Origin of the sequence: Neolewinella persica DSM 23188 (genome assembly GCF_000373105.1) — a bacterium.
GTDB lineage: Bacteria > Bacteroidota > Bacteroidia > Chitinophagales > Saprospiraceae > Neolewinella > Neolewinella persica.
The window spans coordinates 97,910-123,784 of the sequence record NZ_KB890497.1 but is presented as its reverse complement, the minus strand read 5'-3'; the positions used below and the strand labels follow the sequence as shown (position 1 = coordinate 123,784).

18 protein-coding genes are annotated in these 25,875 nt (G+C 51.9%); 9 read left to right on the top strand and 9 right to left on the bottom strand.

The features are described from left to right. The first annotated feature begins 62 nt into the window (after positions 1-62). Positions 63-3,083 carry a CotH kinase family protein gene (locus B036_RS31400; protein ID WP_020571886.1) on the top strand — a complete coding sequence of 1,007 codons (3,021 nt, stop codon included), beginning with the start codon at positions 63-65 and terminating at the stop codon, positions 3,081-3,083. Between the two features lie 102 nt (positions 3,084-3,185). On the opposite strand, the gene B036_RS0127180 is transcribed toward B036_RS31400, so the two are convergent. Continuing rightward, a complete protein-coding gene (locus tag B036_RS0127180) occupies positions 3,186-3,608 on the bottom strand; it encodes a DUF1801 domain-containing protein (protein ID WP_020571885.1) in 423 nt (140 codons plus the stop codon). Between the two features lie 81 nt (positions 3,609-3,689). Here B036_RS0127180 and B036_RS0127175 point away from each other — a divergent pair, with 81 nt between their 5' ends. Then, on the top strand, positions 3,690-4,583 hold the full coding sequence (locus B036_RS0127175; RefSeq protein WP_026232399.1) for a hypothetical protein: 894 nt from the start codon (positions 3,690-3,692) through the stop codon (positions 4,581-4,583). Between the two features lie 462 nt (positions 4,584-5,045). Here B036_RS0127175 and B036_RS0127170 read toward each other — a convergent pair whose 3' ends face one another. Then, positions 5,046-6,227: a serine hydrolase domain-containing protein gene (locus B036_RS0127170; protein WP_020571883.1), complete on the bottom strand. Its 1,182-nt coding sequence runs from the start codon at positions 6,225-6,227 to the stop codon at positions 5,046-5,048. 329 nt (positions 6,228-6,556) lie between these two features. Here B036_RS0127170 and B036_RS0127165 point away from each other — a divergent pair, with 329 nt between their 5' ends. The 3 genes from B036_RS0127165 to B036_RS31390 all read left to right on the top strand — a co-directional run bounded on the left by B036_RS0127165 (position 6,557) and on the right by B036_RS31390 (position 12,771). After that, complete coding sequence (locus tag B036_RS0127165) at positions 6,557-7,177, top strand: inorganic diphosphatase (RefSeq protein WP_020571882.1); 621 nt, start codon at positions 6,557-6,559, stop codon at positions 7,175-7,177. A 451-nt stretch (positions 7,178-7,628) separates the two neighbouring features. Next, on the top strand, positions 7,629-8,963 hold the full coding sequence (locus B036_RS32770; protein WP_020571881.1) for an RlpA-like double-psi beta-barrel domain-containing protein: 1,335 nt from the start codon (positions 7,629-7,631) through the stop codon (positions 8,961-8,963). 394 nt (positions 8,964-9,357) lie between these two features. After that, entirely contained in the window at positions 9,358-12,771 is a 3,414-nt protein-coding gene (locus tag B036_RS31390; protein WP_020571880.1) for a ThuA domain-containing protein, read from the top strand. A gap of 66 nt (positions 12,772-12,837) precedes the next feature. On the opposite strand, the gene B036_RS0127150 is transcribed toward B036_RS31390, so the two are convergent. The 4 genes from B036_RS0127150 to B036_RS32765 all read right to left on the bottom strand — a co-directional run bounded on the left by B036_RS0127150 (position 12,838) and on the right by B036_RS32765 (position 16,229). Continuing rightward, entirely contained in the window at positions 12,838-14,148 is a 1,311-nt protein-coding gene (locus tag B036_RS0127150) for a hypothetical protein (protein ID WP_026232398.1), read from the bottom strand. Next, positions 14,117-14,659, bottom strand: coding sequence for a hypothetical protein (locus B036_RS0127145; protein ID WP_020571878.1), 543 nt, complete (start codon positions 14,657-14,659; stop codon positions 14,117-14,119). Before B036_RS0127145 ends, B036_RS0127150 begins: the two co-directional genes overlap by 32 nt. Then, complete coding sequence (locus tag B036_RS0127140; RefSeq protein WP_020571877.1) at positions 14,652-15,185, bottom strand: RNA polymerase sigma factor; 534 nt, start codon at positions 15,183-15,185, stop codon at positions 14,652-14,654. The genes B036_RS0127145 and B036_RS0127140 overlap by 8 nt, the downstream gene beginning before the upstream one ends. A 354-nt stretch (positions 15,186-15,539) precedes the next feature. Then, complete coding sequence (locus B036_RS32765) at positions 15,540-16,229, bottom strand: DUF6304 family protein (RefSeq protein ID WP_020571876.1); 690 nt, start codon at positions 16,227-16,229, stop codon at positions 15,540-15,542. Between the two features lie 269 nt (positions 16,230-16,498). Between B036_RS32765 and B036_RS0127130 the strand changes: the two genes are divergently transcribed. The 4 genes from B036_RS0127130 to B036_RS0127115 all read left to right on the top strand — a co-directional run bounded on the left by B036_RS0127130 (position 16,499) and on the right by B036_RS0127115 (position 20,543). Further along, the gene (locus B036_RS0127130) at positions 16,499-17,218 is read left to right on the top strand and encodes an SH3 domain-containing protein (protein ID WP_020571875.1); all 720 of its coding nucleotides are present in this window, start codon (positions 16,499-16,501) and stop codon (positions 17,216-17,218) included. 136 nt (positions 17,219-17,354) lie between these two features. Continuing rightward, positions 17,355-18,668 carry a UDP-N-acetylglucosamine 1-carboxyvinyltransferase gene (gene murA, locus B036_RS0127125; RefSeq protein ID WP_026232397.1) on the top strand — a complete coding sequence of 438 codons (1,314 nt, stop codon included), beginning with the start codon at positions 17,355-17,357 and terminating at the stop codon, positions 18,666-18,668. 108 nt (positions 18,669-18,776) lie between these two features. Next, positions 18,777-19,091, top strand: a complete 315-nt coding sequence (locus B036_RS0127120; RefSeq protein WP_020571873.1) for a DUF4286 family protein — start codon at positions 18,777-18,779, stop codon at positions 19,089-19,091. 90 nt (positions 19,092-19,181) lie between these two features. Next, on the top strand, positions 19,182-20,543 hold the full coding sequence (locus tag B036_RS0127115; RefSeq protein WP_020571872.1) for a gluconate:H+ symporter: 1,362 nt from the start codon (positions 19,182-19,184) through the stop codon (positions 20,541-20,543). Between the two features lie 264 nt (positions 20,544-20,807). Here B036_RS0127115 and B036_RS33835 read toward each other — a convergent pair whose 3' ends face one another. The 3 genes from B036_RS33835 to B036_RS0127100 form a co-directional block, all read right to left on the bottom strand. Further along, a complete protein-coding gene (locus B036_RS33835) occupies positions 20,808-21,092 on the bottom strand; it encodes a hypothetical protein (protein ID WP_026232396.1) in 285 nt (94 codons plus the stop codon). 35 nt (positions 21,093-21,127) lie between these two features. Continuing rightward, positions 21,128-23,698 carry a M56 family metallopeptidase gene (locus tag B036_RS0127105; RefSeq protein WP_020571870.1) on the bottom strand — a complete coding sequence of 857 codons (2,571 nt, stop codon included), beginning with the start codon at positions 23,696-23,698 and terminating at the stop codon, positions 21,128-21,130. Between the two features lie 150 nt (positions 23,699-23,848). Next, a complete protein-coding gene (locus B036_RS0127100; RefSeq protein WP_020571869.1) occupies positions 23,849-25,822 on the bottom strand; it encodes a M56 family metallopeptidase in 1,974 nt (657 codons plus the stop codon). Positions 25,823-25,875 lie beyond the last annotated feature (53 nt).

Genomic DNA, 25,875 nt, shown 5'->3' with positions numbered 1-25,875 from the left:
AAACGAGACCTGTAGTCTAAGTCCTTAGTTACCTTAGCCAATTCTCTTTACTGCCCCCCACCATGACAACACGCCTGCTACTTTTGTGCCTTTTTACCCTGCCGAATATAATATTCGCACAGGTTCGCCTCAACGAAGCCGTCTCTTCCAACAGCATCTTCCTGGATGAAGATGACGACTCTCCCGACTGGTTTGAACTCTATAATCCAGGCACACAAACCGTTGACTTATCGGGTTACACCTTGTCAGACAAAGCCGACAACCCCGGCAAGTGGACCATCCCCAATGGATTGACCTTAGCCCCCGATCAATATGCCTTCTTCTGGGCCTCAGATAAGGACCGGTCCGACGTGGCTTCTTACCGCACCCTCGTCAACCGGGGTGATGATTTCCGCTACCTCATTCCCACTGGCTCCGTTGACGATTCCTGGACAAGCCCCTTTTTTGACGACGCAGCCTGGGCCGAAGGTCCAAGCGGCTTTGGCTACGACGACGGCGACGACGCCACGATCGTACCAAACGGTACAAGCTCAGTTTTTCTGCGCCGCACCTTCACCGTCAACACCCTGGAAAACCTGAAAGAACTGTTCTTCGACGTTGACTTCGACGACGGTTTCGTGGCTTACCTCAACGGCACAGAAATTGCCCGGTTCAACATGGTCGACAGCCGGCCGGCCTGGAATGCATTTGCCAACAACAACTACGAGGCACGCATTTATGGTGAGGGTATCCCGCTTCGGTTTGTGGTGGCCGATCCTGCTTCCCTTTTGGTTGCCGGGGAGAATCTACTGAGTATACAGGTCCACAATGTCAACGCATTTTCGTCAGACATGAGCATGATTCCCTTCCTCACGGCCCGCTACGCCGGCCTCAATAGTGATGGGGTGACCCCTCCCACAATCTTGTCCCTTCCCAGAGCAACCCTGCACACCAATTTTAAACTGTCTGTCGACGGAGAGACCCTATTCCTGCACGACACCGCCGGGGTATTTGTGGACAGCCTCAGGGTCCATGATGTTCCCGCCAATGTTTCCATCGGCATCCCCGGCATGGGTGGTGTGCCCCGTTTGTTCCGCACCACCACACCCGGAGAACGGAACCCCGACACTGGCTTTGCCGGCCTGGCCCCCGGTTCGGTCATTTTCTCGCAAGGCGGCGGCCCTACGGGAACTTTTGCGCTTAGCCTGGCTGGCGCCGATACCCCCTATCAGATCCGTTACACGCTAGACGCTACGGAGCCAGCGGCCACTTCCCCGCTGTATACTGCCCCCCTCGCCATCAATACAACCACGGTCGTACGTGCGGCTATTTTCCGCCCCGATTACCTGCCTTCCACTACCCAGTCCGAGACTTATCTGATCGGTACCAATCACTCTTTACCAGTAGTGACGCTGGTGACCGAACCAGACAACTTCTTCCATCCGGTTACCGGCATGTATGTCCTCGGGGAAGGATACGAAGGTAATCTCCCCTTCTTCGGCTCCAACATATGGGAAGAGATTGAAAATCCGATCAACTTCACCTTCCATGAGCCAGACGGAAGTGCCAGGTTTCAATTCGACGGAGGGGTGAAAATCTTTGGCGGTTGGAGTCGGGCCAACGATCAAAGATCACTGTCTCTGTTCGCCCGTAGTCGCTACGGCGTTGATGAGATCAACTATGGCCTTTTCCCCCAACGTAGCTACACCGAATTCCAGGCACTCGTGCTCCGCAATGCCGGCAACGACAACGGATCTTCCATGCTCCGCGATGTGGTGCTGACCAGCCTGATGGAAAACTCTAACGTCGACATCCAGGCCTACCGCAGTGTGGCTACCTACCTGAACGGTGAATACTGGGGGCTTTACAACCTGCGGGAGAAAGTCAACGAACACTACCTGGCCAGCTTACACGGTCATGATCCGGACGAGATCAACATGCTGGAGTTTGATGCAGACGTGATTCAAGGCAGCAATGAGGGCTACCGGGCGATGATTGATTTTATGGCCGCCAACACGCTGACCAACGAGGCCAATTACCGGCAGGTCGCCGATCAGATCGATCTAGACAATTTCATCCAGTACTTCGTTGCTCAAATTTATTATGACAATACCGATTGGCCGGGGAACAACATTAAATACTGGCAGCCCGACGGCGGAAAATGGCGCTGGATACTCTTTGATACCGATTTTGGTGCCGGCCTCTGGAACGGCAATGCGGCTAACGCCAATACCCTGCAGTTTGCCCTGGAGGCCAACGGACCGAACTGGCCAAATCCGCCCTGGTCTACCTTCCTCTTTCGTCGGATGATGGAGAACACCGGCTTTCGCCATCGTTTCATCAATCAGTTAGCCGATGAGATGAACTCCCGCTTCTTACCAACGTCCGTTATTGAACACATCAACAGGCAGGCCGCCGCGATTGAAAGTGAAATACCCCTTCACCAGCAGCGTTGGGAAGCTGGCAATAATTGGCGGAGTGCCGTTGAATCCATCCGCCGGTTTTTCAGAAATCGAGCGCCCAGCATGAAGAATTTCGTCAAGCAGCAATACAACCTGCCGGCCCACCATCAGCTTACGGTCAGGATTACCGATACCCTGGCGGGTTACGTGGAGGTAAACAGTCTTACGATCAACGAGAATGTCTGGTCCGGCGATTACTTCCAAAATATCCCCATCCGCGTAAAAGCGGTGGCGAAAGAAGATTATACTTTCCAATACTGGGAGTTGGACATTACCTCTTCCGCTGAAGAGCTGAACATGAACATGTTCAGGCCAATGGCCCTGCGGCCCGTATTTACAGAAAATACCGACAACGTTTCTGATCCGAATGGCAGCCTGACCAGTGTTCGGGACATCGTGGTTGCGCCCAATCCATCGACCGGCCTGCTCCGCCTGAGTTTCACTGCCAGTCGGAGCACTCACCTTACGGCAACCCTGATCGACGCACAGGGCCGGGTAGTCCGGCAGTTATTCGACGCTGATTTCCGGGCGGGGACGCAGGTGCAAAGTTTCGGTTTAGGCGACGTTGCCTCCGGCGCTTACTGGCTGGAACTGCGAGAGCCAGGGGGCGGTTCCGTGGGCTTGAGGTGGCTGAAGCAGTAGTGGGTTTTGCGTATCGATTACACGATTGTTCCCCTGGACGAAGTGCGGGATAAGGGACAAACCGCTAGCGGTACGTTGCGAAGCGCTACGGTATACAAAGTGCTACATCCCCAAATCAGGCAATTGCTTCACCAAATGGTAATGAAGTGCCGCACTGATGCAGGACTTTAGCCCAGCAACTGGCACCTCCTCCTCCAGCTTAAACAGGATGGCCCGGCTGTTCTCGTATCGAAAAATATCTCCGTGTACCACCTTGAAGGTATCTACCAACTTACTGGTACATTTGAAATACATCGCGTACTGATCCGGAGCCCTGGCCTTCCAGTCCATCCTGAGGGTACTCCCTTTTTTCGTCAGGTAACTTGGTTCTCCCCATTTCAGCGTTTCCTCTATTTCGCCGATGGTGTCGCTTTCGGCGGCAACTTCAAGGATCAGCTTGCGCAAATACATCAACCGTTCCCTTACCTCCGGAGGATAAGTCTCAAACTTCGGTTCGACCCTGGGGTCTGTTTTAATTTTCAGCATAGATCATGTTAAGGTACTAATGTAGAGCCCCATTACACCGTTTTCAAAAAAATCCGCATCTTACAGAGCAAAGCACCTGCTATGAGAAACATCCTAACACTCACTTTCCTCTGCTTGACTACCCTACTTGCCGGCCAAAACCGCCAGGACACCGTTTATACCCGCTGGGGGCAGGTTTCCAACATCAAACATTTCAGCAAAATAGATACGGAAGGGGTCTCTAAATCGTACCTTTTTCAGCGCGGCCTTTCAATGGGAGACGAAGTATGGCAGCTCGACAGCATCAGCGTCTATAACGCAGAAGGGAAATTGGTCCGGACACGGTCGGCTGAAGAAATGGATTCGGGCAGCAGCCAAACTTCGGGCACGGTCCGGCAAAAAACCGCGCAACGCGTTGACCCGCTGGCGCAGAAGCGCCGGGATTTTAGTGACCGCCTTTCCGCCGTAGACATCGTTCACGTAGCGGGGCATGCCGGCACCAAGGCTACCGCAATCCTGAAGATCTGGGTTCGCGGAGAGGAAGACCTCCCGCTGCAATTCATCAACAAGCCCGATAACATCAGCCTTTCCGGCCTCGGAAAAGCGCTGCCTCCAGGGAGTCATGAATTGAAGGTGACCGTAGATATGGTTCCGGGCGTAGGCATGAAAATAATTCAGCTGGCGGGGCCAAATCAGACCTACGATATTCGACTGGCCCTGCGTGGCTATGACCTGACCGAAGGAGATTTCACTCCGTCTTCCTCTCCCGCTGAGCTCAAACAATTCGACGCCTCGGAGCGCGAGCACCTTTACCTTCGCCTCGAAAGCACCGAAAAGTTGTTGAAGTTGTACCAGGGAGACAAACTCCGCTTTCGCGTCCCCGTAGGCCGGCAAATCGATCAGGTTCCGGTTTACCATCTTCCCCCCGGTGATTATCGAATGGAGATCATTGATCTGAGCACCGGGGAGAAACAGTCTTATGGGTTGAAGCGGTAGGGAAGTTCGCTTTCGCTCACGTTGCAGGGGTTCGCTCCGCTCACGTTGCAGAAGTTGCAGGGGTTGCAGGTACAAACCCCAATGTGCCCTCAAACGATAGAATTAGAATGAAGCGCGACCCGCAACACCTGCAACCGGAGCAAAGCGACCCTGCAACACCTGCAACAGGAGCGAAGCGACCCCGCAACACCTGCAACCAGAGCGAAGCGACCCCGCAACAACTGCAACCGGAGCGAAGCGCCCCTGCAACAACTGCAACCGGAGCGAAGCGACCCTGCAACAACTGCAACCGGAGCGAAGCGACCCTGCAACACCTGCAACCAGAGCAAAGCGACCCTGCAACACCTGCAACCAGAGCAAAGCGACCCTGCAACAACTGCAACCGGAGCGAAGCGACCCCGCAACAACTGCAACCGGAGCGAAGCGACCCCGCAACAGGAGCGAAGCGCCCCCGCAACCAAACTATTTAATCGACTTATAAACCCACTTCCGCAAAGCATCCCCGTACCTACCAGTAAAAGGCGAAGTCTGCGTCATCAAAATAGCATACAGGTCGTTCGCCGGATCGACAAAGAAGAAGGTGGAGTAGGCTCCGCTCCAGTAGTAACGGCCGACGCTGTCCAGCCCATCCTCCGGTAATTCAGCGGTAACACCGAAGCCAAGCCCGAAGGTTTGGCCAGGGGCGTAGACGTTGTTGCCGATTTGGTTTTGGGTCATTAGTTCCAGGGTCTTCGCCTTCAGGATCCGTTTGCCGTTGGCCTTACCGCCGTTCACCAGCATTTCACAGAATTTACCGTAGTCGGCCGTCGTAGACAATAGCCCATGGCTACCACCGAAAACGGAATGGCCGTTGGCGGGCATCTGCATAACGTCGCGCTCCAATTCACCATCAACTACTTTATAAAGCTTTGGCATCCGTGCTGCCTGCTCGGTCGTCATATTGTATCCAGTATCCTTCATCCCCAGTGGTTTGAAAATGCGCTTTCGGAGGTAATCATCCACCGTTTCTCCGGTAAAATGTTCGATCAACAATGCGGCAATGTCAGGTGATGCGCTGTAGGACCACTGCTCTCCCGGCTGGCCGATCATGGGCAGTTGGGTGAGCGTTCGCACGCGAGATTTGATGTCCTTTTGTGGTTGGTAATAAAGTGCCCGGGCTACGTCTTTGTCGAGCGCCGTACCTCTAAGGCCGTGGCTGAAACCTGCGGTATGCGACAGGATCTGGCGAATGGTGACGGGGCTTTTGACGGGGTCCGTAAGTCCATCCTTCCCCTCATTCACGTCTTTTGCCACGCGCAGGTTACTGAACCCCTGCAAGTGCTTGCTTACCGGATCGTCAAGTTTAAAGTTTCCTTTTTCCCACAGTTGCATCAGGGCGACGGAAATGATTGGCTTGGTCATCGACATCAGGTGAAAGACGTCGTCTTTTTTCATCGCTACGCCAGCTTCCCGGTCACTCATTCCCCAGGCGCCCTGGTGGATAACTTCGCCGTCTTTTACAATCAGCGACACGGCTCCAGCAATGCGTTCCTCAGCAATTTCTTCCTGGAGAAAATCTGTATAGGCAGCAAATTTATCGGGGGCCTGGGCATTTAAAAGCTGACCGATCAATAGTAAGGGTAAAATCAAGCGCAAAGCGTTCATCTGAAGTTTTTTCTGGTAAGGTAATTGTTTTTGTGCGCGAACGCAGGTGCCATGAGAACGTTTTAAGGAGCAAGGTTGGTTTACCGGCGCAGGTCCTCACCGTGCTCTTTTCACCTGACTTAGCACCTGCGGCCGCGCCCAAAAATAAAGCCCTGAGCATTGATTGATGATAGCTAATTCTTGATACTTAATTTTGCCCCCTTCCACTTGGACAAAGAGCATGTTTAAGAAGGGTGATGGAAGCGCCTGTTGCCAAATCAACAATTAGGAATCTACAATCTCTCCAATCCCTTCTACCTTTGCTACCTTTATTCCCTTACCACATTCCTATGCGTTACTACCTGTTCTTCCTTCCTCTTTTTGCGCTCCTGTTCGTGGGATGTAAAAATGAAAAAACTGGCTATAATATTCCCAACGCGCCTTACGCTATTTCCAGTATGGATGGGGAAGCCCTGAATGTGATCGTGGAGATTCCGGCCGGCACGAACCATAAAATTGAGTATAAAACGGAGACCGGCTTCAGCAACGACACATTGCTCGGAGGCGTCACCCGAATCGTCAACTTCCTGCCCTACCCCGGCAATTACGGGTTCGTTCCCAACACCCTGATGGATCGGAATCGTGGTGGTGACGGCGACCCGCTTGACGTGCTGGTCATCTGTGAGAGCGTGCCTACCGGTACGCTGCTTCCAGTTATTCCAATTGCCGCACTTTTACTACGAGACCGGGGCGAGATCGACACTAAAATAATCGCAGTCCCGGCTGATTCGACCCTTCGCGTTTTCCAACCCAAAAACTTCCTGGAATTTGCCCTCGAACAAGACGCTGCCCGCTCCATCATCGAAGCCTGGTTCCTCAATTACAAAGGGGCCAAACAAACTGAGCTCATTCGATGGGAAGACGAGACCTACGCCTGGCGGGAGGTACGGAAATGGCGATTGGATCAATAGGGGGAAATAATGGGTAATAAGTAGTGGTGCCGCACGTCTTTGTTCTCATCGTTCGTCAGGTCCATTTTCGCCATTGTCTATCGGGCAAGGAGAAGTGGTTAGTGCTGACGCTTGTTGCTCACTTTGTTGACTTAAGCCTTAAATTGAGCGCAACGAGCAGCCACGTGAGGCAGCACTACCTACCACCCTCTACCCACTACTCACTAAACATATTCGTTAAATATTATTATCTCCAACATACCATTCCCTAAACAATTCGCGTTAAACCTTCGCTAAAAACGACCATTTAATAAGCTGTAGGCGCAAAAGGGTGTTAAAAAACCACCTGTTTCGGCAAAAAGATGATGGTTTTCCCGCATTTAAGGTGTCAAAGCCATTATTTTGCGTCTAACACATTGACTCTCCGGACCTTCATCCTGTTTTTTGACTTACATAATCCCCAACTATTACGATGAAATACTTACTGACCTTAATCGCCTGTTGTGCTTTTACCATAATTCAAGCTCAACAGTTTGAATGGAATACTAAGTCTGTAGAAGCCCACCCAAAGGAGGTGGTGACCAAAACTCCAGCTCAGGTAGCCTACGATAAAGCGTTCAACGAGCGCCAAACTGGCTTAGCGGGGATTTACAATCCAAATGCTCAAGGTGCCCGCACCGCATTTGGAGAGATTTATAACAATAGTTTCCTGACTGCGAGTCACCCAATATTGCCACTTGGTACCATCGTTAAGGTTCAGAACCTGGATAACGGTCGCCAGGCAAGTGTCCGGATCAACGATCGGGGCCAGGAATGCGCCAACTGCCTGTTGATGCTTAGTCAGGCTGCGGCCAACCAACTTGGCCTAAATTACCGTGGTCGCGTTTCAGTTGAACGGACTGGTTTCAGCAACTGGAACCCCTCACCCGCAGCCACTCAGCCGCAATCCTACGCAAACGTGCCCGCCTACGGTGGGCAGGTGACACGCCCCGTTGAAATTAATCGCGCTAATCAATGGCAATCACGCGGAGGCACCACGACCAACACGCCTGCAACGCAGCGTAATCAAACACCTCTTGCTTATGGCAATCAGGTAGTCACTCCTTCTACGGGATACAATAGTCCGCAGGTTTATGGTACGCCGTCACAACAGGCTGCAGTTTCAGGAAATTATGCTGTATTGAACGCTCCTGGTGCCACTTCGGTAATGTCTCGTGAAGTACAGCCAGCCACCGTTAGCCGGGAACCAACCACTTACAGCCGTTACCCTACGGCCACAACGCCTACCCTGCAAGCCAATACCCAGCCACGAAGCTACCAACCGGCACCTCGTGCCGCAGGCAGTCAAACACAATATTACCAGCAGCCTGCCCCCGTACAGCAGCAGCCATCTCCCGTTCAGCAGGCTACTCCTCCCCCTTCTACAGTGCTGCGGTACCAGGAATCCCGTACGGTCCCTGCCCCGGCAACTTACGCTACACCTCAGCCATATAACCCTCCTTCAGACATGACGGCCCGTGGAGTTGCAACACCGACTCCCGCCGCTACAACTCCCGCCGCTACGCAAAGTGGCTACGTTGTCCAGCTTGGTGCCTACAACAATGAACTGTACGCAATAAACCGGGTAAGTCAACTAAAGCAAATGGGGCTTAGCAACGTTTTTTACCGTGGTTTTCAGAAACCTGATGGCCAGTTCATCAACCGGGTCTACGCAGGGACTTTTCCCACCATGGCCGATGCCCAGCAAGCATCCAAGTTGATTCAGGGTAATTACCAGATTGCCGGCATCGTCTCCGCTTTGAAATAATTTAGACGCTACCTTGAAATAGGTAAAGGCGCGAATTCCGGAAACGGAGTTCGCGCCTTTGTATTTACCCGGTCAGCTATTGAACAACCGAACGAAAACTAGTTTAACCCGTTTAAAACGTAGTACTTTTCGTTACCAAAAGCCGTCAGTTGATCCGTTGGTACTCTTTCAGACTAATGCTGGCATACCATTAATTGCTGGTGTTTTTTAGGCTGGCAAGACGGCGAAACGTTTGCATAGCCGTAGCTATGAAAGTGTTTCACCAACGCCGCCAGTCAGGAAAGGGGCCCTGCAGATGGTGTGCCAAGCGTGGTTTGACTGAGCAATAGCATTGTGTGACGTATTTTGGCATCGCTAAAGATTAATGTTTTTCCTGGGCAAGATAAAGTGATAAATGAACCAAACAAGAGCACAACTACAGCCAGCAGTATTGCTGTTCCTCCTCTCTGTACTTATTTTCTTGGCTTTTGGCTGTGGCAATGGGGGAGGCAATGACCACCGAAACGTATTGGTCTTCTCGAAAACAGCAGGATTCCGACATGCTTCCATCGAAGATGGTAAAGAGATGTTCCTGCAACTTGCGGGAGAAAAAGGTTTCAACGTCGACACCACTGAAGACGCCTCCGTTTTTACAGAGGAAAACCTGTCTAAGTATAACCTCGTCGTCTTCCTTAGCACTACGGGAGACATCCTAAATGAAGACCAACAGATCGAACTCCGGCGCTTTATGCAGGCCGGAGGCAACTGGATGGGCATCCATGCCGCTGCCGATACGGAGTACAAATGGCCCTGGTATAATCAGCTCTGCGGCGCTTGGTTCCTGAGCCACCCTAAGCACCAGGAAGCGACCATTTTAGTCGATGACCGCACACACCCATCAACAAAACACCTTAATGAAACCTGGACACGCTTTGATGAGTGGTACAATTATAAAAATATTCAGGAAGGCTTGACCACGATTCTCAGGGCAGATGAATCTACTTATGAAGGTGGCGAAAACGGAGATTTCCACCCACTGGCCTGGTACCGGGATTTCGAAAACGGGCGCTCATTTTATACTGGAATCGGACATACCCCCGAAAGCTACCGTGACGCCAACTTCGTTTCCCACATCTGGGGTGGAATGGAATATCTCTGGGGAGAAAACAGTAAGCCGGTTAATTACGCGGGCGTAAAACGTACGCCCGAAACCAACCGTTTTGAGGTAGAAGCCCTGGTTACCGGAATGAAGGAGCCCATGGAATTGGAATTGCTCCCGGATGGTCGTCCGGTCTGGATCACCCGCCAGGGTGAAATCCACGTTTATGATCTGGACTTTGAAACTTCAACCAAAGTCGCTCAGCTGGATGTCTGGACAGAGTTCGAGGACGGCCTTATGGGAATTGCCATTGACCCCGATTTTTCCGAGAATAATTGGATGTACCTCTATTACAGCCCTAACGGGGAAGAATCAGTTAACAGACTTAGTCGATTCAGGTTCGCCAACAACAAATTGGATCAAGACAGTGAGCAGGTCATTCTTGATGTTCCTACAGACCGCAATAAGTGTTGTCACTCTGGCGGCAGTATTGAGTTTGGTGGCACTGGCCTGCTGCACCTTTCGATTGGAGACAATACCAACCCCTTCGAATCTGACGGTTTCGCCCCCATTGACGACAGTCGTGAAATTCAAAACTTTGACGCCCGTCGGTCCTCCGGCAACACCATGGATCTCCGGGGTGGTATTGTCCGGATAAAGGTTGAAGAAGACGGTAGTTACTCCATTCCGAAGGGTAATTTATTTACCGATCCTGCAGAAGGGCGTCCGGAAATCTATGCCATGGGCATGCGGAACCCTTTCCGGATTCACGTCGACCAACACAATGGGAATGTATACTGGGGGGACGTTGGCCCTGATGCCAGGCAGGACAGTACCGGCATGGGACCACGCGGGCATGATGAAGTAAACGTTGCCCGGGAGGCAGGTTTCTTTGGCTGGCCTTTATTCGTTGGAGACAATAAAGCCTATCACGCCCGGGATTTCAAGACAGGTACACTAGGAGCATCCTTTGACCCGAAAAAGCCCATCAATGAATCGGCCTACAACACTGGTGCACGTGAGCTCCCACCGGCACAGCCCGCCATGATCTATTACCCCTATGCTCAGAGTGAGGAATTCCCTCAATTAGGCAACGGTGGGCGTAACGCTATGGCTGGCCCCGTATTCTACCATGCGGACTATGCAGACAATGGCGGACGGTTCCCCGAGTACTACAACGGTAAATTCTTCTTCTACGATTGGATGCGGGACTACATCATGGCCGCCGACCTGGACGAAACCGGCTACGTGACTGAGTTTGAACCCTTCTTGCCCAATGAGGAGTTACTCCACCCAATGGACATGTTGTTCAGCCCCGATGGCGAGTTGTACATCATTGAATATGGCAGGAAATGGTTCTCCCGAAACAATGACGCCAGACTCCTCCGTATTCGGTACAATTCTGGCAATCGGGCGCCGGTACCAGCCATGGAAGTAGCACATACCATCGGCGTATCTCCCTTCAAACTTGAGGCCGACGCCATGAACAGCCTCGATTATGATGGAGACGACCTTAGTTTTACCTGGCTCCTTAACGATAAGGAAATCGGTAAAGGGGAAAAAATATCCCACGAGATCACTACAAATGGGGAGTATACACTAGCGGCCCTTGTCGATGACGGCCAGGGAAATACTGCCCGAAAAGAAACGTCCATCCTTGTAGGAAACAGCCTACCCGAAGTTGCCATCGCTATAGCTGGAAACAGCTCCTTTTTCTTCCCTGATGAACCGCTGGAGTACGATATTAAAGTAAGTGATGCGGAAGATGGGACCATTGATCCCGCAGCCATCACCGTAAGCCTGGACTACCTGGAAGGAGAAGATCTCGTCCAGATTGAACAGGGTCATCAGGTGGCTGGCAAGGGAACGGCTTTTGCCATTGGCAAAAGCCTGATCGACGGTGCAGATTGTTCGGGCTGTCATGCCCTCAACGAAGCTAGTATCGGGCCCAGCTACCAAAAGGTGGCCGACCGGTACCGTAAAGATCCCGAAGCCGCTAAATATCTGGCCGGGAAGGTCATCAATGGCGGCGGTGGAGTCTGGGGAGAACAGAACATGGCTGCTCATCCGGACCTAGCTCCGGGAGATGCAGAGCAAATGGCAGAATATATCCTTAGCCTCGCCGGCCCTGCACCTTACGCAGAAACACGGCCGGCAAAAGCAAGCGTCCAACTCGATAAGCATAAAGCAGGAACGCCCGGCAGGTATTATCTGCAGGCCAGTTATACTGACAAGGGTGCCGGAGATGGCCTCCCCAGGCTAACGACCAAAAAAGTGGTGGTATTGAGATCTTCGAGATTGCGTGCTGACAAATTTACCAAGGGCAACAAGGTGATGGCCTACCACGTAGAAGCGAAAGACAACCCAATGGGTGACGACGATGCGGACGTGCTGGTCGCCACCGGTGGTGGCTGGGCCAGCTATGGCGACATCGACCTGGACGGGATAAAGAATATTAAAGTAGACATCGCCCTGGCACCAAAGATTACTTCCGGGGGGACCATCACCGTCCTGGCGGGTCATCCCGTAACGGGTAAGGTAGTCGCCGAGGCAAGCATAAAACAGGGCCTATCCACCTACGGCCTGAATGAATTAATGCTTCCGGTTAAAGATGCTTCTGCTGGCGCTCAGCCCTTATTCTTCCGTTTTAAAGCTGACTCTGATGAGGCCGAGGCGGTGATGGGTGCAGTGATTTCCCTGGAGTTTTTGCGGGGAGCAGTTAGCAAATAACCATTAAACGCGAATCAAGCGCTAAAGTGGGTCTCTCTACTTTAGCGCTTGATTCAAGTATTAAGGCTAATCAATAAACAGCTTTGCATTCTGCCCTTTCACTTTAATCATCGCACTGTTGTTAGAGGCATTTGACGTTTTGAGTTCCACCTCCAAATCTGAATGATCCTTGATCTTCTTAACCGTCACCAGGTTGTCGGGAACCCTGAGGTCACCAAAACGAAGGTTGGCAAATACCCGGTAATTGGTGGGCTTGCGGAAATTAATATCTACTTCGAAAAATCGGCCTTCTACGGATATTCCACGGAAACCGGGAGCGACTTCATCGACACGGAGTTTACCGTTTTCCAGATTCAGGTCTGCACTTTGGCCGAGATGGTCTGCCACAACATTCGTGAAACGGCCATCACCACTAACGGAACCGAGTTCTTTGACGTCATAATCGCTGTTGTGGTTATCCCTGAGTTCCAATACGTCAATACGGTCAAAGTCAAAGTTGCCAAAGCGGCCCATAACTTTATATTCTCCCCCACTCTCTATTTCGAAAGTACCGTTGTGGGTGCTGATTCTTCCGTTGCCAGTACTTCCTATTGTATAGGTACCGAAACGATCATCAATTTCTACTTCCCCCAGCACTGATTTCACTTCCAGGTGGTCGTTATGGGAAGTCAATTCCAATGTCTTCACCGTCCCCATGCGCTGGCGGCAAAATCGGGTATCAAGCCGCACATCACCAACGTTACCGAACTCTGTTCTGACGTTGTGCATCGTTCCGGTCAGGTTACCTCCTATGTCCCCAATTTCAAGTTCTCCGAAGCGAACACTTAGCTTCAGACTTCCCGAAATACTACCTCCTCTGTATTTTGAATTATTGAGCACGAGCTCAAGATTTCCAATTTTCACCGTCGGATCAACATCTACCCGCTCGAACCGGGTCTCGATCTTCAGCCTTTGGGTTTCGGGGAGGTAGACGGTGGTACTAAGTTCAAAATTACGGATACCAGAAAATTTTGTGCCGTCCTGAAAGACAATCTTCATCGAATTATTATTCTGATTCCAGCTACGGACATTCCTCAAACCGGTTTCCACCAGTAAGCGTCCCCCCATTTCCTTGACCTCCGTTTGTAGCTTTATGAGAAAAGCGGCGGCATCCGTTCCGTTTTTCCCCTCAACACTCATTTCCGTAACCACCCTGATTTTACCGTCAGTTGCAGGGAGTATCGTAAGCGGGCCGCGACTTTGGGTAATGCCGACATCACCAGGATTGGAAAAGGATTCATCATAAGTTTTGGCCGCGTCCTGGGCGGTCAAACAGGAGAAAAGGAGCAAAGTGGCCAGCAGGGCACTAAATTTCAAGGGCTTGATATGGTGTACCATAATATTGTTGTTTGGCCAGATCATTTTCCAGCTGTTCGAGAAGTAATATTTTCAGTTCGTAGTACCTTATGATGGTGCTAAGCAGGCGGTCATTGGCGCCGTAATTCGGCAATTCTTTTTGGGATTCGGTTTTAAAGGAATCGAGTAAGGATATTTCTTCAAAAAACGGCGCGTAAGCAGCTCGGTCCAGTTCGTTGAGTTTCAATGCCGCCTCTTTTTGTGCGATGGTCCTCAAGAAAGCTGCTTCCTGTTTGGCCAGTTCCGGAGAAAGGTCGCTCATCACCATCGGAGCTGGTACCGAAGACTGCTGGCCGAAAAACGCTATACCCAAAGACACTACTACGAGTACTGATGCTGCGAGCAACCAACGTTGATACTTTCGTTCCCGGGCGCCAGACTTCTGTCCGGCCATTTGCTCCTCGATGCCAGTCCAGAGTTTTGGAACCGGGACATCTTCGACCCGATCCAGTTCCGATCGTCGCTGCTGAATCTGTCGTTCGAATTCATTCATGTTGCGTGATCTTTTGGGTTAAAGCGAGCCGCAATAAGTGTTTGGCCCGCCAATACTGTGATTTTACGGTGGAAACAGAAACTGCCAGGATATCCGCTATCTCCGCATGCCGGTAACCTTCCAGGAGGTACAGAGTCAGTACCACCCGACAGCCTTTCGGCAGGTCTTTAATCGCATGATGCACCTGAGTCATATCCACCTGAGGCAGCGGTGGTTCCTCAATCAGGACCTCGTCGTCAACGGGTACCAAAAGTAGTTGCTGCCGTCGCAGGTGCTCCAGGCTGAGGTTGATGGCAATTCGTTTTATCCACGTCCGTACCGACGCTTCACCACGGAACTGTGGCAGACGCTGAAATACTTTGATGAAGCACTCCTGAGTGAGGTCTTCCGCATCCATCCGGTTGGCCACCAGGCGTATCACCAGGTGAAAAACGCCATGGACTTCCCGCCGATAGAGCTCGTTTTGCGCATCGCGGTTTCCGCGCAGGCAACGATCAATCAACGTATCTTTTTCAGGGGTCCTCATACGGGCGGGTAAGCGGTCATTTGCTCATTTGATGGGAAGGGGAAGTAAAAGGTTGGAATTTGGGGGGAATTTATTTTCAGGGCGCGGCCGCAGGTGCAGAGTTCGTTAGAGGAGCACAGTGTCCGGCCGTCCGACAAATCCTTTTCGGCCTGGCGCAGCCGGACGAAAAGTTTGTCTGTCGGCTTTGGGGAAGGTTCCCTAATTCATAAGACGGCATTGGAAGGTTACCCCAACCCGTCAGACGGACTTTTTCGCGGTTGGCTCCTTCGTCGCCCCGCGAAAAAGGATCCGTCGGACGGGCGGATAATACACGTGTAGCTCCGGCCTTAGCCGGATAGCTCAGCGCAAATCAAGTCATCCTCTATAACCTGTCCCCTTCTTCCTTGCCTCAAATTGATCGCACAGGTAGGTTTCCTGAACCGTAATATCCTGGTTCAGATTAAGCACCTCGAAAAAGTCCGCCTTGCTTTTCACTTTAGAATATTCGCTTTTGCAATTTCTGAAGCACATCATAGTACCAAAAGTATCATTGCCGTATGGACTGTAGTCAGAATAGGCGCAACCATGACAGTTTTTCAGGCAGTATTCTGGTCCGATTTTCTCCTTTAGGAAATCAAAAAGCCCGTCAAAATCGCAATTGGAAACTTCGTGACCATCGCCATATAAGGTAAATTCAAACTTGATTAAATCAGCCTCAATTCCCTTATCGACCGTACAGGTGCCATCAACTTCTAAATCCTGCGCCTTGTTTTTATCTACAATTAATATCCTTAAGTCAAACTCTAGTTGGTAATTCATTAACTCAACGTAGGCTGTAGAAGGGTGTTGGTTCCCGTATTCTACAAACTCAAACTTCCCCAATGCTTTTGCTGCGTCGTGCTCAGTAACTGGGGAAAGGCCGGTGAAGGTGTTGCCCTCAAAGTCCAGGCCATCAAGGGTAATTAGGAGCGGGTACGGCTGGACCTCACATTCTGGAACGAATCTATTGACTAAGGTTCCATTGATCGTTCCGGCTTTGCCTCTGTAGATGATTGGTTGCTTCATTGTAAACAAGGGTTCTTGGATTGATCCTAATTAGGAGCAAATTTAGTCCCCATAATATTTAACGTAGCCTTTAAAGATTGAGGAGCAAAATCCGGATCCTGCCGCAGTTGTCAGGAATGCCCCCCGGTCGAAGCTGCCTCTGGCAGCGAGCGGAAGCGCCCCTCGCCCAGGGTCACTAAGCGAATCCTGGCCCAACCCCCACGAATTCTAATCGGCCCCAAATCCTGCCCGCCACCCACCGAACTTTGGGGTAACAAATCAAGCACACCATGCGTTACCTCACATTATTTTTACTTTGTTCCTCTACCCTCCTTTCTCAACACCAGGCAACCTCCAACGACAAATACGTTTGGGCAACATCTGGCCTGGTGCTGCGCGCCGAAGGCAATCCACAAGGCAAAAAGCTGGCGGTTATTCCCTACGGCGCCACCGTCCAACTGACCGGCGAATGGGGAGAAGACCTCAGTATTGACATCATCCCGGTACGCCAGCTGGACGGAGAAGAACTGCCTGGCTGGGAAATGTTGGGGCAGTTCGTCGGTGTCCGGTACGGTGAGCTGAAGGGCTATGCTTTTAACGGCTACATCAGTAATTACGATCCTAAGCCCCTTTCAGTAAATTTCCTTGCTAGTGGCGGAAAGCCCGGAGTAGCGATAGTAGATACGCTACATTTTCTACCGTCTTCGGCAGAAAGTACGCACGGAGAACTCAGCCTGCTGTACGATAATGGAATCACGATCAGCAGTTTCTGGGATAAGGTCGGTGCTGGAGAGACAATCGTGGTGCCCAATGCCACCTTGGCTGCGGGCTATCTCCTGGCCGCCAAATGGTTCCAACTTAATAATTACAACCCAAACGGAATGGCGTGGAAAAATGCTTACCTGATCAATAAAACACCTGACTCGCTAACCTTTAAAAGGGACCTGGAGGAAGTCATTATCAAAGAATACTTCGGAGTAGTCATCATTCTTTACAGCGTCGCCTGCTAACCCTGCTCTTTAAAATCCTCCCCTTGCACCTGCGGCCCCGCCCACTATTCACTCAAAATCAATAAAAATGCACCCTTCAATCAAAAATCCGGAATCGAGAATTGAGAATCGAGAATCCAAAGGTACCTTCGCGCCCATGACCGACAACGGAACATTCATCGTAGAAGGAGGCCACAAGCTCTCCGGCGAAATCATCCCCCAGGGCGCCAAGAACGAAGCGCTGCAGATCATCTCCGCCACCCTGCTCACTTCAGAGCCGGTGTTGATCGAGAACCTGCCCGACATCCTCGACATTAATAAGCTGCTCGACCTCGTGGAAGGCCTCGGCGCGAAGGTGGAACGCCTTACCCGCGAGAGCGTCCGGGTGACCGCCAAAGACATCAACATCGATTACGTGCTGAGCGAAGATTACGTCCGCGATGCCCAGAAAATTCGTGGTTCCGTGATGCTGATTGCGCCGCTGCTCAACCGTTACGGACGCGCCAGCCTGCCTAAGCCCGGTGGGGATAAGATTGGCCGTCGTCGGCTCGATACGCACCTTCTGGGCCTTCAGGCTCTTGGTGCTGACTTCAAATACGACGCCGACCGCCACATCTACACTTTCAGCACCGACGGCCTGGTTGGTACCTACCTCCACATGGAGGAGATCAGCGTGACCGGCACTGCCAACGTCGTGATGGCCGCCGTCCTCGCCAAAGGCGAAACCACCATTTACAACGCTGCCTGTGAGCCCTACCTTCAGCAGCTCTGTAAAATGCTCGTCCGTATGGGTGCCAAGATCGAAGGCATCGGCTCCAATCTGCTCCGCATCCAGGGCGTCGACTCTTTGGGCGGCACCGAACACCGTATGCTACCCGACATGATCGAAATCGGCTCCTTCATTGGTATGGCCGCCATGACCGGATCCGACATCACCATCAAAGACGTGCGCAGGGATCAGCTGGGCATCATCCCGTCTACTTTCCAGCGGCTGGGCATAAAGATGAATTTCCCCGGAGACGACATCCATATTCCCGCCCAGGATCATTATGAAATCGGTTCCTTCATCGAAGGCGGTCTGATGACCCTCTACGATGCCCCCTGGCCCGGCTTCACCCCCGACTTGATGAGTATCGCTCTGGTTACGGCCATTCAGGCCCGTGGCTCCGTACTCATCCACCAAAAGATGTTCGAGAGCCGGCTTTTCTTTGTCGACAAACTGATCGACATGGGCGCGCAGATCATCCTCTGTGATCCGCACCGTGCTACGGTTATCGGCCTCGACAAGCGGGCACCACTGCGCGGCATCAAGATGAGTTCTCCCGACATCCGGGCCGGGGTTTCCCTGCTCATCGCCGCCATGTCGGCCGAAGGCACCAGCCGGATAGATAACATCAACCAGATTGACCGGGGGTACCAGCGGATTGACGAGCGATTGAATGCGCTGGGTGCCTCTATAATAAGGGAGTAAAATATGCGATATGCGATTGGCGATATCTGATATCTGATTGGCTACCGCACGAGATCGCGCAAATCGCCTATCAAATATCACCCATCGACAAATGCATGTTTTTCGCCCATGATCATCTACAACGTTACCTCCAAAGTCGACCATCGCCAACACGCCCCCTGGCTCAGCTGGATGGAACGCGCCTACCTTCCGGCCGTAATGGAATCGGGCACCGTTGAGCGGTACCACCTTACTCGCCTACTGGGTGTTGATGAGTCCGACGGCCCAACCTATGCCCTGTTGCTGACCTTCAAATCTCGTTTGGTCTTCGACATTTATCAGGAGAAACACGCTTTGAACCACCAGAAGGCGATTAAGGATAAGTGGGGAGATGCCGTACTTAGTTTTCCCAGCATGCTGGATGTGGTATTGCAAGGGGAATAATCGGTCGTATTGGTCTGTTGGTGCTATTGGTCAGTTGGTTCTTTGGTACTTTAGCCTCAATAGCACTAACAGACCAATAGCACCAACACTATGCCAATACTTATCACGCTCCTGGCGGTACTCGCTCTACTCGCCCTCATCATCGGCCTTAAATGGCATCCCTTTATTGCTTTAGTACTCGTCGCTATCGGTGCGGGACTTGCGCTTGGCATGGGTCCGGCGGGAACGATGACGGCAGTAACCAGCGGTGTTGGCGGAACGCTGGGCGGGTTGGCGCTGATCCTGGGACTGGGCTCCGTACTGGGCGGCATAATCGCCGAAACGGGAGCGGCGAAAGTGATCACCGATAAGTTGGTAGCGGGCCGTGAAGGCATGTCGATCCTCTGGGGTTTGTGTGCCGTCGGATTTCTGATCGGAATACCGCTGTTCTATTCCGTGGCCTTCGTGATGATGGCACCGATCATCATGAGCGCTGCGGAGAAGGCTAAGTTACCGCTGGCGATGGTGGCGGTGGCTGCAGTTGCTTCCCTATCGGTCACCCATGGTTTTTTACCGCCACACCCTGCGCCAATGCTCATTTCCGACACCTATGGAGCGGACGTGGGCAAGGTCTTATTGTACGGAATCCTGCTGGGCATTCCAGCGGTGATTTTAGCGGGGCCGTTGTTCGCCCGCACCTTGCGTAATATGCCGTTCACCAAGGGAGCATTGACTTTCGAAGAGACTAATCTTCCGGATAAACTGCCATCATTTGGTGCCAGTGTGCTGTGCGCGTTGTTGCCCGTATTGCTTTTGGCGGCGGGGACGCTGGTGCAATATTTGGTTGGAGGAGCAGAAGAGGCTGTCGGGGGTATTACTGCCAATGCTGGCAATCAGGGTTTCTTCGCAGAGCTCGTCAACTCGGGTCTCTTGACCGACGCCACCATCGCCCTGCTGGTGGGTGTACTGATTGCGATGTTTGTTCTTGGCCGACAGTCAGCAATCCCCGTGGCTAGCCTGATGTCCCGTGTAAGCAAACAACTCGCGCCAATGGCCGCCGTTTTGCTCATCATCGCTGCGGGTGGTGCCTTCAAGCAGGTGCTTGTCGACAGTGGAACCAGTGAATACATCGTTGACGTGCTCCAGGGCTTCAACGCCCACCCCATCCTTATCGCGTGGCTGATCGCAGCAGCGCTGCGGGTTACACTTGGTTCGGCTACCGTAGCCGCGATTACGGCCGCGGGGATTGTCTTGCCGCTGGCGCAGAGCGGCGCTGCCAGTCCGGAACTACTGGTGCTGGCTACCGGTGCCGGTTCCCTGACCGCCAGTCACGTTAATGATACCGGCTTCTGGCTATTCAAGGAGTACTTCGGGCTGACGGTTACGCAGACCCTGCGTAGCTGGACGGTGATGGAGACCGTGGTTAGCCTGATCGGGTTAGTGGGGTGCTTGGGGCTTAGTTATTTGGTGTAGTCCTACTATGAAGGAGGTCAGGGGGACAAGTGGAGGGGTAACCATTAAAGTCACTAAGGCTTTGAGGAATATACTGAGGAGCAGGCGCCAAAAAGCAGGGGAAGGAATAACCATTAAGGCCACTAAGGAATTAAGGACTACACTAAGGAGCAGGCACCGAACGGCAGGGGAAGGAATAACCATTCAGGTCATTCAGGCATTAAGGACTACACTAAGGAGGAAGTACCAAACAGGGGGTAAAATCGCGGCCAGTTGCCAACAGAGCTATCTCGTAGTTCCCCAATCATCGTTGCTTAAGACAAGTAGGCTCGACGCAATCCCAGGTAAGGAAAGCGCCATTATGACCTGACGACGTGTACCGCTAGCGGCTGGTCCAATGTCCTGCATGCTACCCGGGATGTCTCCGGTCCGAACACCCTGGTCCCGTGCGATAACCTGATCGAGGGTTACGGGGATGCTGTCGCTGTACTGAGCCGTTGTCTCGAACTTCTGGTTGGAGGAACAGGTGAACAAGGCTGTGCAGAAGAAAAGTAAGCCTAGACATTTCATAGATTTATGGTGTTTTGCCTGTTAGAAAGGATACCTTAATCCACAATCTCAAGAATCACGGGAGTGTTTTCTCTTCCCGACCATCCTCCGATTCGCACATAAGCATATTTACCTCCTTGATAGCTGGTAAAGAACTCTCGGGTCACCTCTAAATCGTTGACGTAAAACTGGCGTGGGCGATCTCCAAGCCCCCTCTCCATTAGCATAGCTTCAAAGCCTTCTACCATTCCAGCATGAACTGCTTTATAAGTGTAGACCCAAGGGGACTTCCCCCGCCATACGTCCATTAATGGTCGCTCAATTGCGTTTATTTTACAACCTATCGCCACCGCATCAGGGGCGGGGTCGAGGGTCAATTTACTGTAGGGGGTGGGGTTGTCGGAGTAGATATTGACGTAGACGCCATCGATCATCAGGAAGACTTCGGTATTGGGGGCATTCTCCGGTTTGGGGCCGGGTTTATGCGTAGTGCCAGTCACCTCTCCCGAGGCTTCCCGCTTCAACTGAAAACGGAGTGGACCGTCGTAAACTTCCCCAACGGCAAGTTGGGAAAAGCCGGTGATCTTAGCGCCAAAGTCATCGCCGAAGTACAGCGTGTAGTCCCCTTCCAAATGTTTGCAATCCTGAAAAACCCGGAGGCCGTGATCAGGGAAGGCAGCGAGATAGGGCCGAATTTGCGCAACCTCCTGCGGTGTGGGCAGGCGGCGGAAGTAGAGATTGACCTCCGTAGGGGGAGTAGCCTCGCCCCCGGACAAGTCGACCTTAATGACTCTTCCGCTGCGTACCACTTCCACGTCGGGATAATCGTCAAGTACCTGCAGCGCATAAATCCCCATGGGGGTATCATAATTTACGGCGTGCTGAATCATTGCATTTTTGCCAAAATCGGTATCCAGCAGGAAGTCCAGCGTGACGGGGCGGTCATTATAATAGGTAAGCATGGGTTGGTCTTTCAGAAAACCTAGAGCATCGTACCACTCGCGGTAGGTACCTTCCACCGAGCTGGTACTTACTTGTGAGAAAGACCTGATGGCGCCGGGTTTAACATTCAGCAGCTTTTCTATCCGTTTTATGGGAGATAACTGGGTGCGTCCTTCCACCAGGACCTTGGGCCAGTCCGCAGCATCGAATTCCGAGATATCGACGCCGTTCAGCCTTGCTGGCTCCTTATCGTTTTCTACGAGCTCAATCCGTTTCTGGTTGACGTACACCATTAAGTTGTCAGCCATTGTTTCGGGCATCAACAGTGAATGATTGGAGGTGTAGTCTGATTGAACCTTTGTGAGTCCATATATCGAAAAACCTGCCTCCCCTGAAGGCATACCAGAATTGAAATCCATGTTTATAGCAATCGGAAAGTAGTCTCCAATTTTTTCTATCCCAAGCATAGAAACGTACTGATTGGAAGGGACCACAGTCAGTTTGTGTATTGCCCCGGCCTCCTGCTTACCGTGACTCAATTCAAGTGAATAACCTTCATCAAAAGCATTCTTAAAAACGAACAGCTTAGCCCCCGGCACCTTACCCAATATCGCCCGCAGCTGCAGGTACTCATCCACTGTCACCATCCGGTTGGTGTAAATTTCCAAAGTGGTGAGTTCTTCGGGCAGCGTATTTTGGTAATATTCATAATACGGGTCGCCGGGGTGAGCGGCGGCTTCGAGGTACTCACGACCATGTGGTGCATCGTCGAAAAGGTTTCCGTTGATGACGAGTAGGGAGACACCCAGCCAGAAGACCAGAACTACTGCCGCGACAACTGCTATAACTCGGTATTCGGGTATCCCGGTCATGCGGAAGATCCGGCTTTTTAGCGTAGGTTCAGAGAATGGCAGGGCAAGGGCGAGGCCGTAGGCGCCCTGGCTCTGGCGCACCAGGGCCAGCTGGTAGTCGCGCCGGTCAGCACCACTGGAGATGACTGCCTGATCGACCAGAAATTCCAGGTTTGCGCGCATTTTAGCACGCAGCCACCAGGCCGCTGGGTGAAACCAAAAGATGCAGAGGAAAACTTCGCTTAGGAGAATATCCAGACTATGAAGCTGCCGGGCGTGAATACGCTCGTGGGCCAGGATATGATTAAAATCTCTGTCGTCGGGCACATCGGTGCTGAAGTAAAGGTTACGACCAAAAGTGTAAGCCTGGCCAGGTTTGGCACTGGGGTGTAGCAACCGGTAAGTTCCATCTCCGTTCAGGCGCGAACGCAGGTGCAGTATCAGGATAAAAAGCAGGCGAAAGCCCAGAACCACTATCAGCAACTTCAGGCCGAAATAGTACATTTTGGGCAACATAAAAAAGGTAACAGCTGTCCGATTAGCAATAAGTATTTCTCCGCCGTTTTCATCATAACGAATTTCCTTAGGAACGGGGTCGATGGAGCCACCACCAGTAATCACGCCTTCCTCCAGGTAAGAAATCGTCCCCTGAATGCTTTGGGTCACCACTGGCGCGGGGCTGGAAAAGTTAACAAAGGGCAAGGTGACTACTGCCACCATGACCAGCAACAGCAGTAATCGGTTGAGCGAATACCGATCGGAGTAACGGAGCAATAGATAGTAGGCTGGCCAAACGGCAAACAAGAGGATGGTGGCGGAGAGAAGGTGATTCATTGGTGTTAATAAGGTTTGTGGTAGATAATTCCGGACCGGGTTTCTGTTAAAGTCGGCAGACGAACTTTTCAAGACAGGTAGCGCAGGTTGTGAAAAGAATTCGGTTGCTGACTTTGATTGATAGCTAAGTCACCTTGTTCAACGCGGCTTCTAATCAGTGATAACTTGAATCACATAAGGCCCGTTATTTACATTTTCGTTCCAGCCGGTCTGGACAAAAGTTCCTTCCGGAAAGTCCATTTCCGATAGTCTGGTTAAACTGATCAGTTCGTCATTGAGGTACACTTCGGTTCTGTCCACCGGAGCATTAGCCATATAATTTACTTTAGCCATACTCTCAACAAATGCCCGGGCATAATCTCCGGGGCTACGGAGACCAAGGTCTACAATTCTGCGTACCATCCCTTTCGGACTGCCTTCCATCCCCAGCAAACAAGCCATACGCGCATTGGGAGGCATAACCGTTCGTACTGGCATTTGCCCAAGGCTACTCGGCAAAGCATTCGGGTCGGTTGCATTACCTTCCACTCCCATCCACATATTCTTAGCGGCGTAACCGGCAAACTGCATACCGTCCTCAAATTTCACTTCCGGCTTAGGCAGAAGATTAAACCGTTCGCCGTTGATGAACACTGCCAGTTCTTCCTCAGCTAATTCAGCAGTCGCGGTTTGTGCATAGTACTGTTTCCCCTCCGCAGGACTACCATTCGTGACCGGTAAAGTCCTGACACCATCGAAGTACTCCATGCCGTTATCAGTTTCTTTGATCTCAAAAGCTGTACTGACAACTGCCGGATTATAATATCCGAAGGATTCCAATGGCAGGTCAGCCGGAATTGGTTGGGTAGTAATCCGTTTTGTCAGCGAAAAGAGGAAGTGGTGCGGTAACAAATCTCCTTCCCGCAGCGGGTTGCGGAAGACAGCCTCCTGTTTCAGGTAATGACTCAGTTGCATCAGGTAAGTCCCGGGCGCACCGTTGCACGGTTCGTAAATACTGAAATTGGTATGCGGAATCCGTTGTAGAATAGATTTGATCTGCAGGTACTCATCTGGCGTGGGGAGTCGCCGGAAGTAGAGCTCGAAACTGTTGATCTCCTCGGGAATGGATTCCGTAAAGTAGGTAGTGTACAGGAATTCCGTCGCGGAGATGGGACTGCTTTGACCTTTGAGCGTGACGTCATCAAACTGGAAAGTGTTGTACTTGGTTTCAGCCTCGCTCCCTTTCACCACCATCGCGGCTACCCCCAACCAAAACAGGAGTGCTACCGTAGCAATTAAGCTTATTATGCGATATTCGGACATTCCCGTCATCCGTGTGATCCGGCTCTTAAGGCTTGGTTCGGAAAAGGGAAGCGTGAGGGCAAGGCCGTGGGTGGCCTGGCTCTGGCGCACTAGCGCCAGCTGGTAGTCTCTCCGATCGGCGCCGGCGGAGATGACGGCATTGTCGACCAGGAATTCCAGGTTAGCACGCATTTTGGCGCGCAGCCACCAGGCGGTGGGATGGAACCAAAATATGCACAGAAATAGTTCGCTCAGGAAGATGTCCAGGGAGTGCCCCTGCCGGGCATGTACCCGCTCGTGGGCGAGCACATGGTCAAAGTCCGGACCACTGACCACATCAGCGCTGAAGTAAAGGAATTTCCCGAAGGTAAAAGCCTGTCCGGAAGTTACTCCATCGTGCAACAGTCGGTATTGGCCATTACTACTTTGGCGAGAACGCAGGTGCAGAGAAAGTAGAAATAGCAGGCGCACGCCCAGCAGTAACAGCAGTAGCCCTACCCCACCCAGATAGATAAAGGTCGTAATCTCGCCCCTTTCTACTGACCGTTCCACTATACTGTCGGGCTTGGCTAAATCAGTACTAACGGTCAACATCTCCTCATTTGGCACAACCGTCGGCGACTGGTAGGTAGTCTGCTCAACGTACTCAATCGTTCCTTGCAGACTTTGTGTAATGGCCGGAGCCGGACTCTCCAGAGATACAAATGGCAAAGCACAAACGGCTACCATCGCCAGCACCAACAGGAAGCGGTTGAGGGCATAGCGGTCGGAGTACCGCAGTAAGACCGCGTAGGCGGGCCAGAGGAGCAGGAGGAGGATGGAGGCGGTTAATAAAGTAGACATTTGGTGTGATTTAGGTAAAGACTTAGGTACTTATTTTTACTGTAGACCATAAC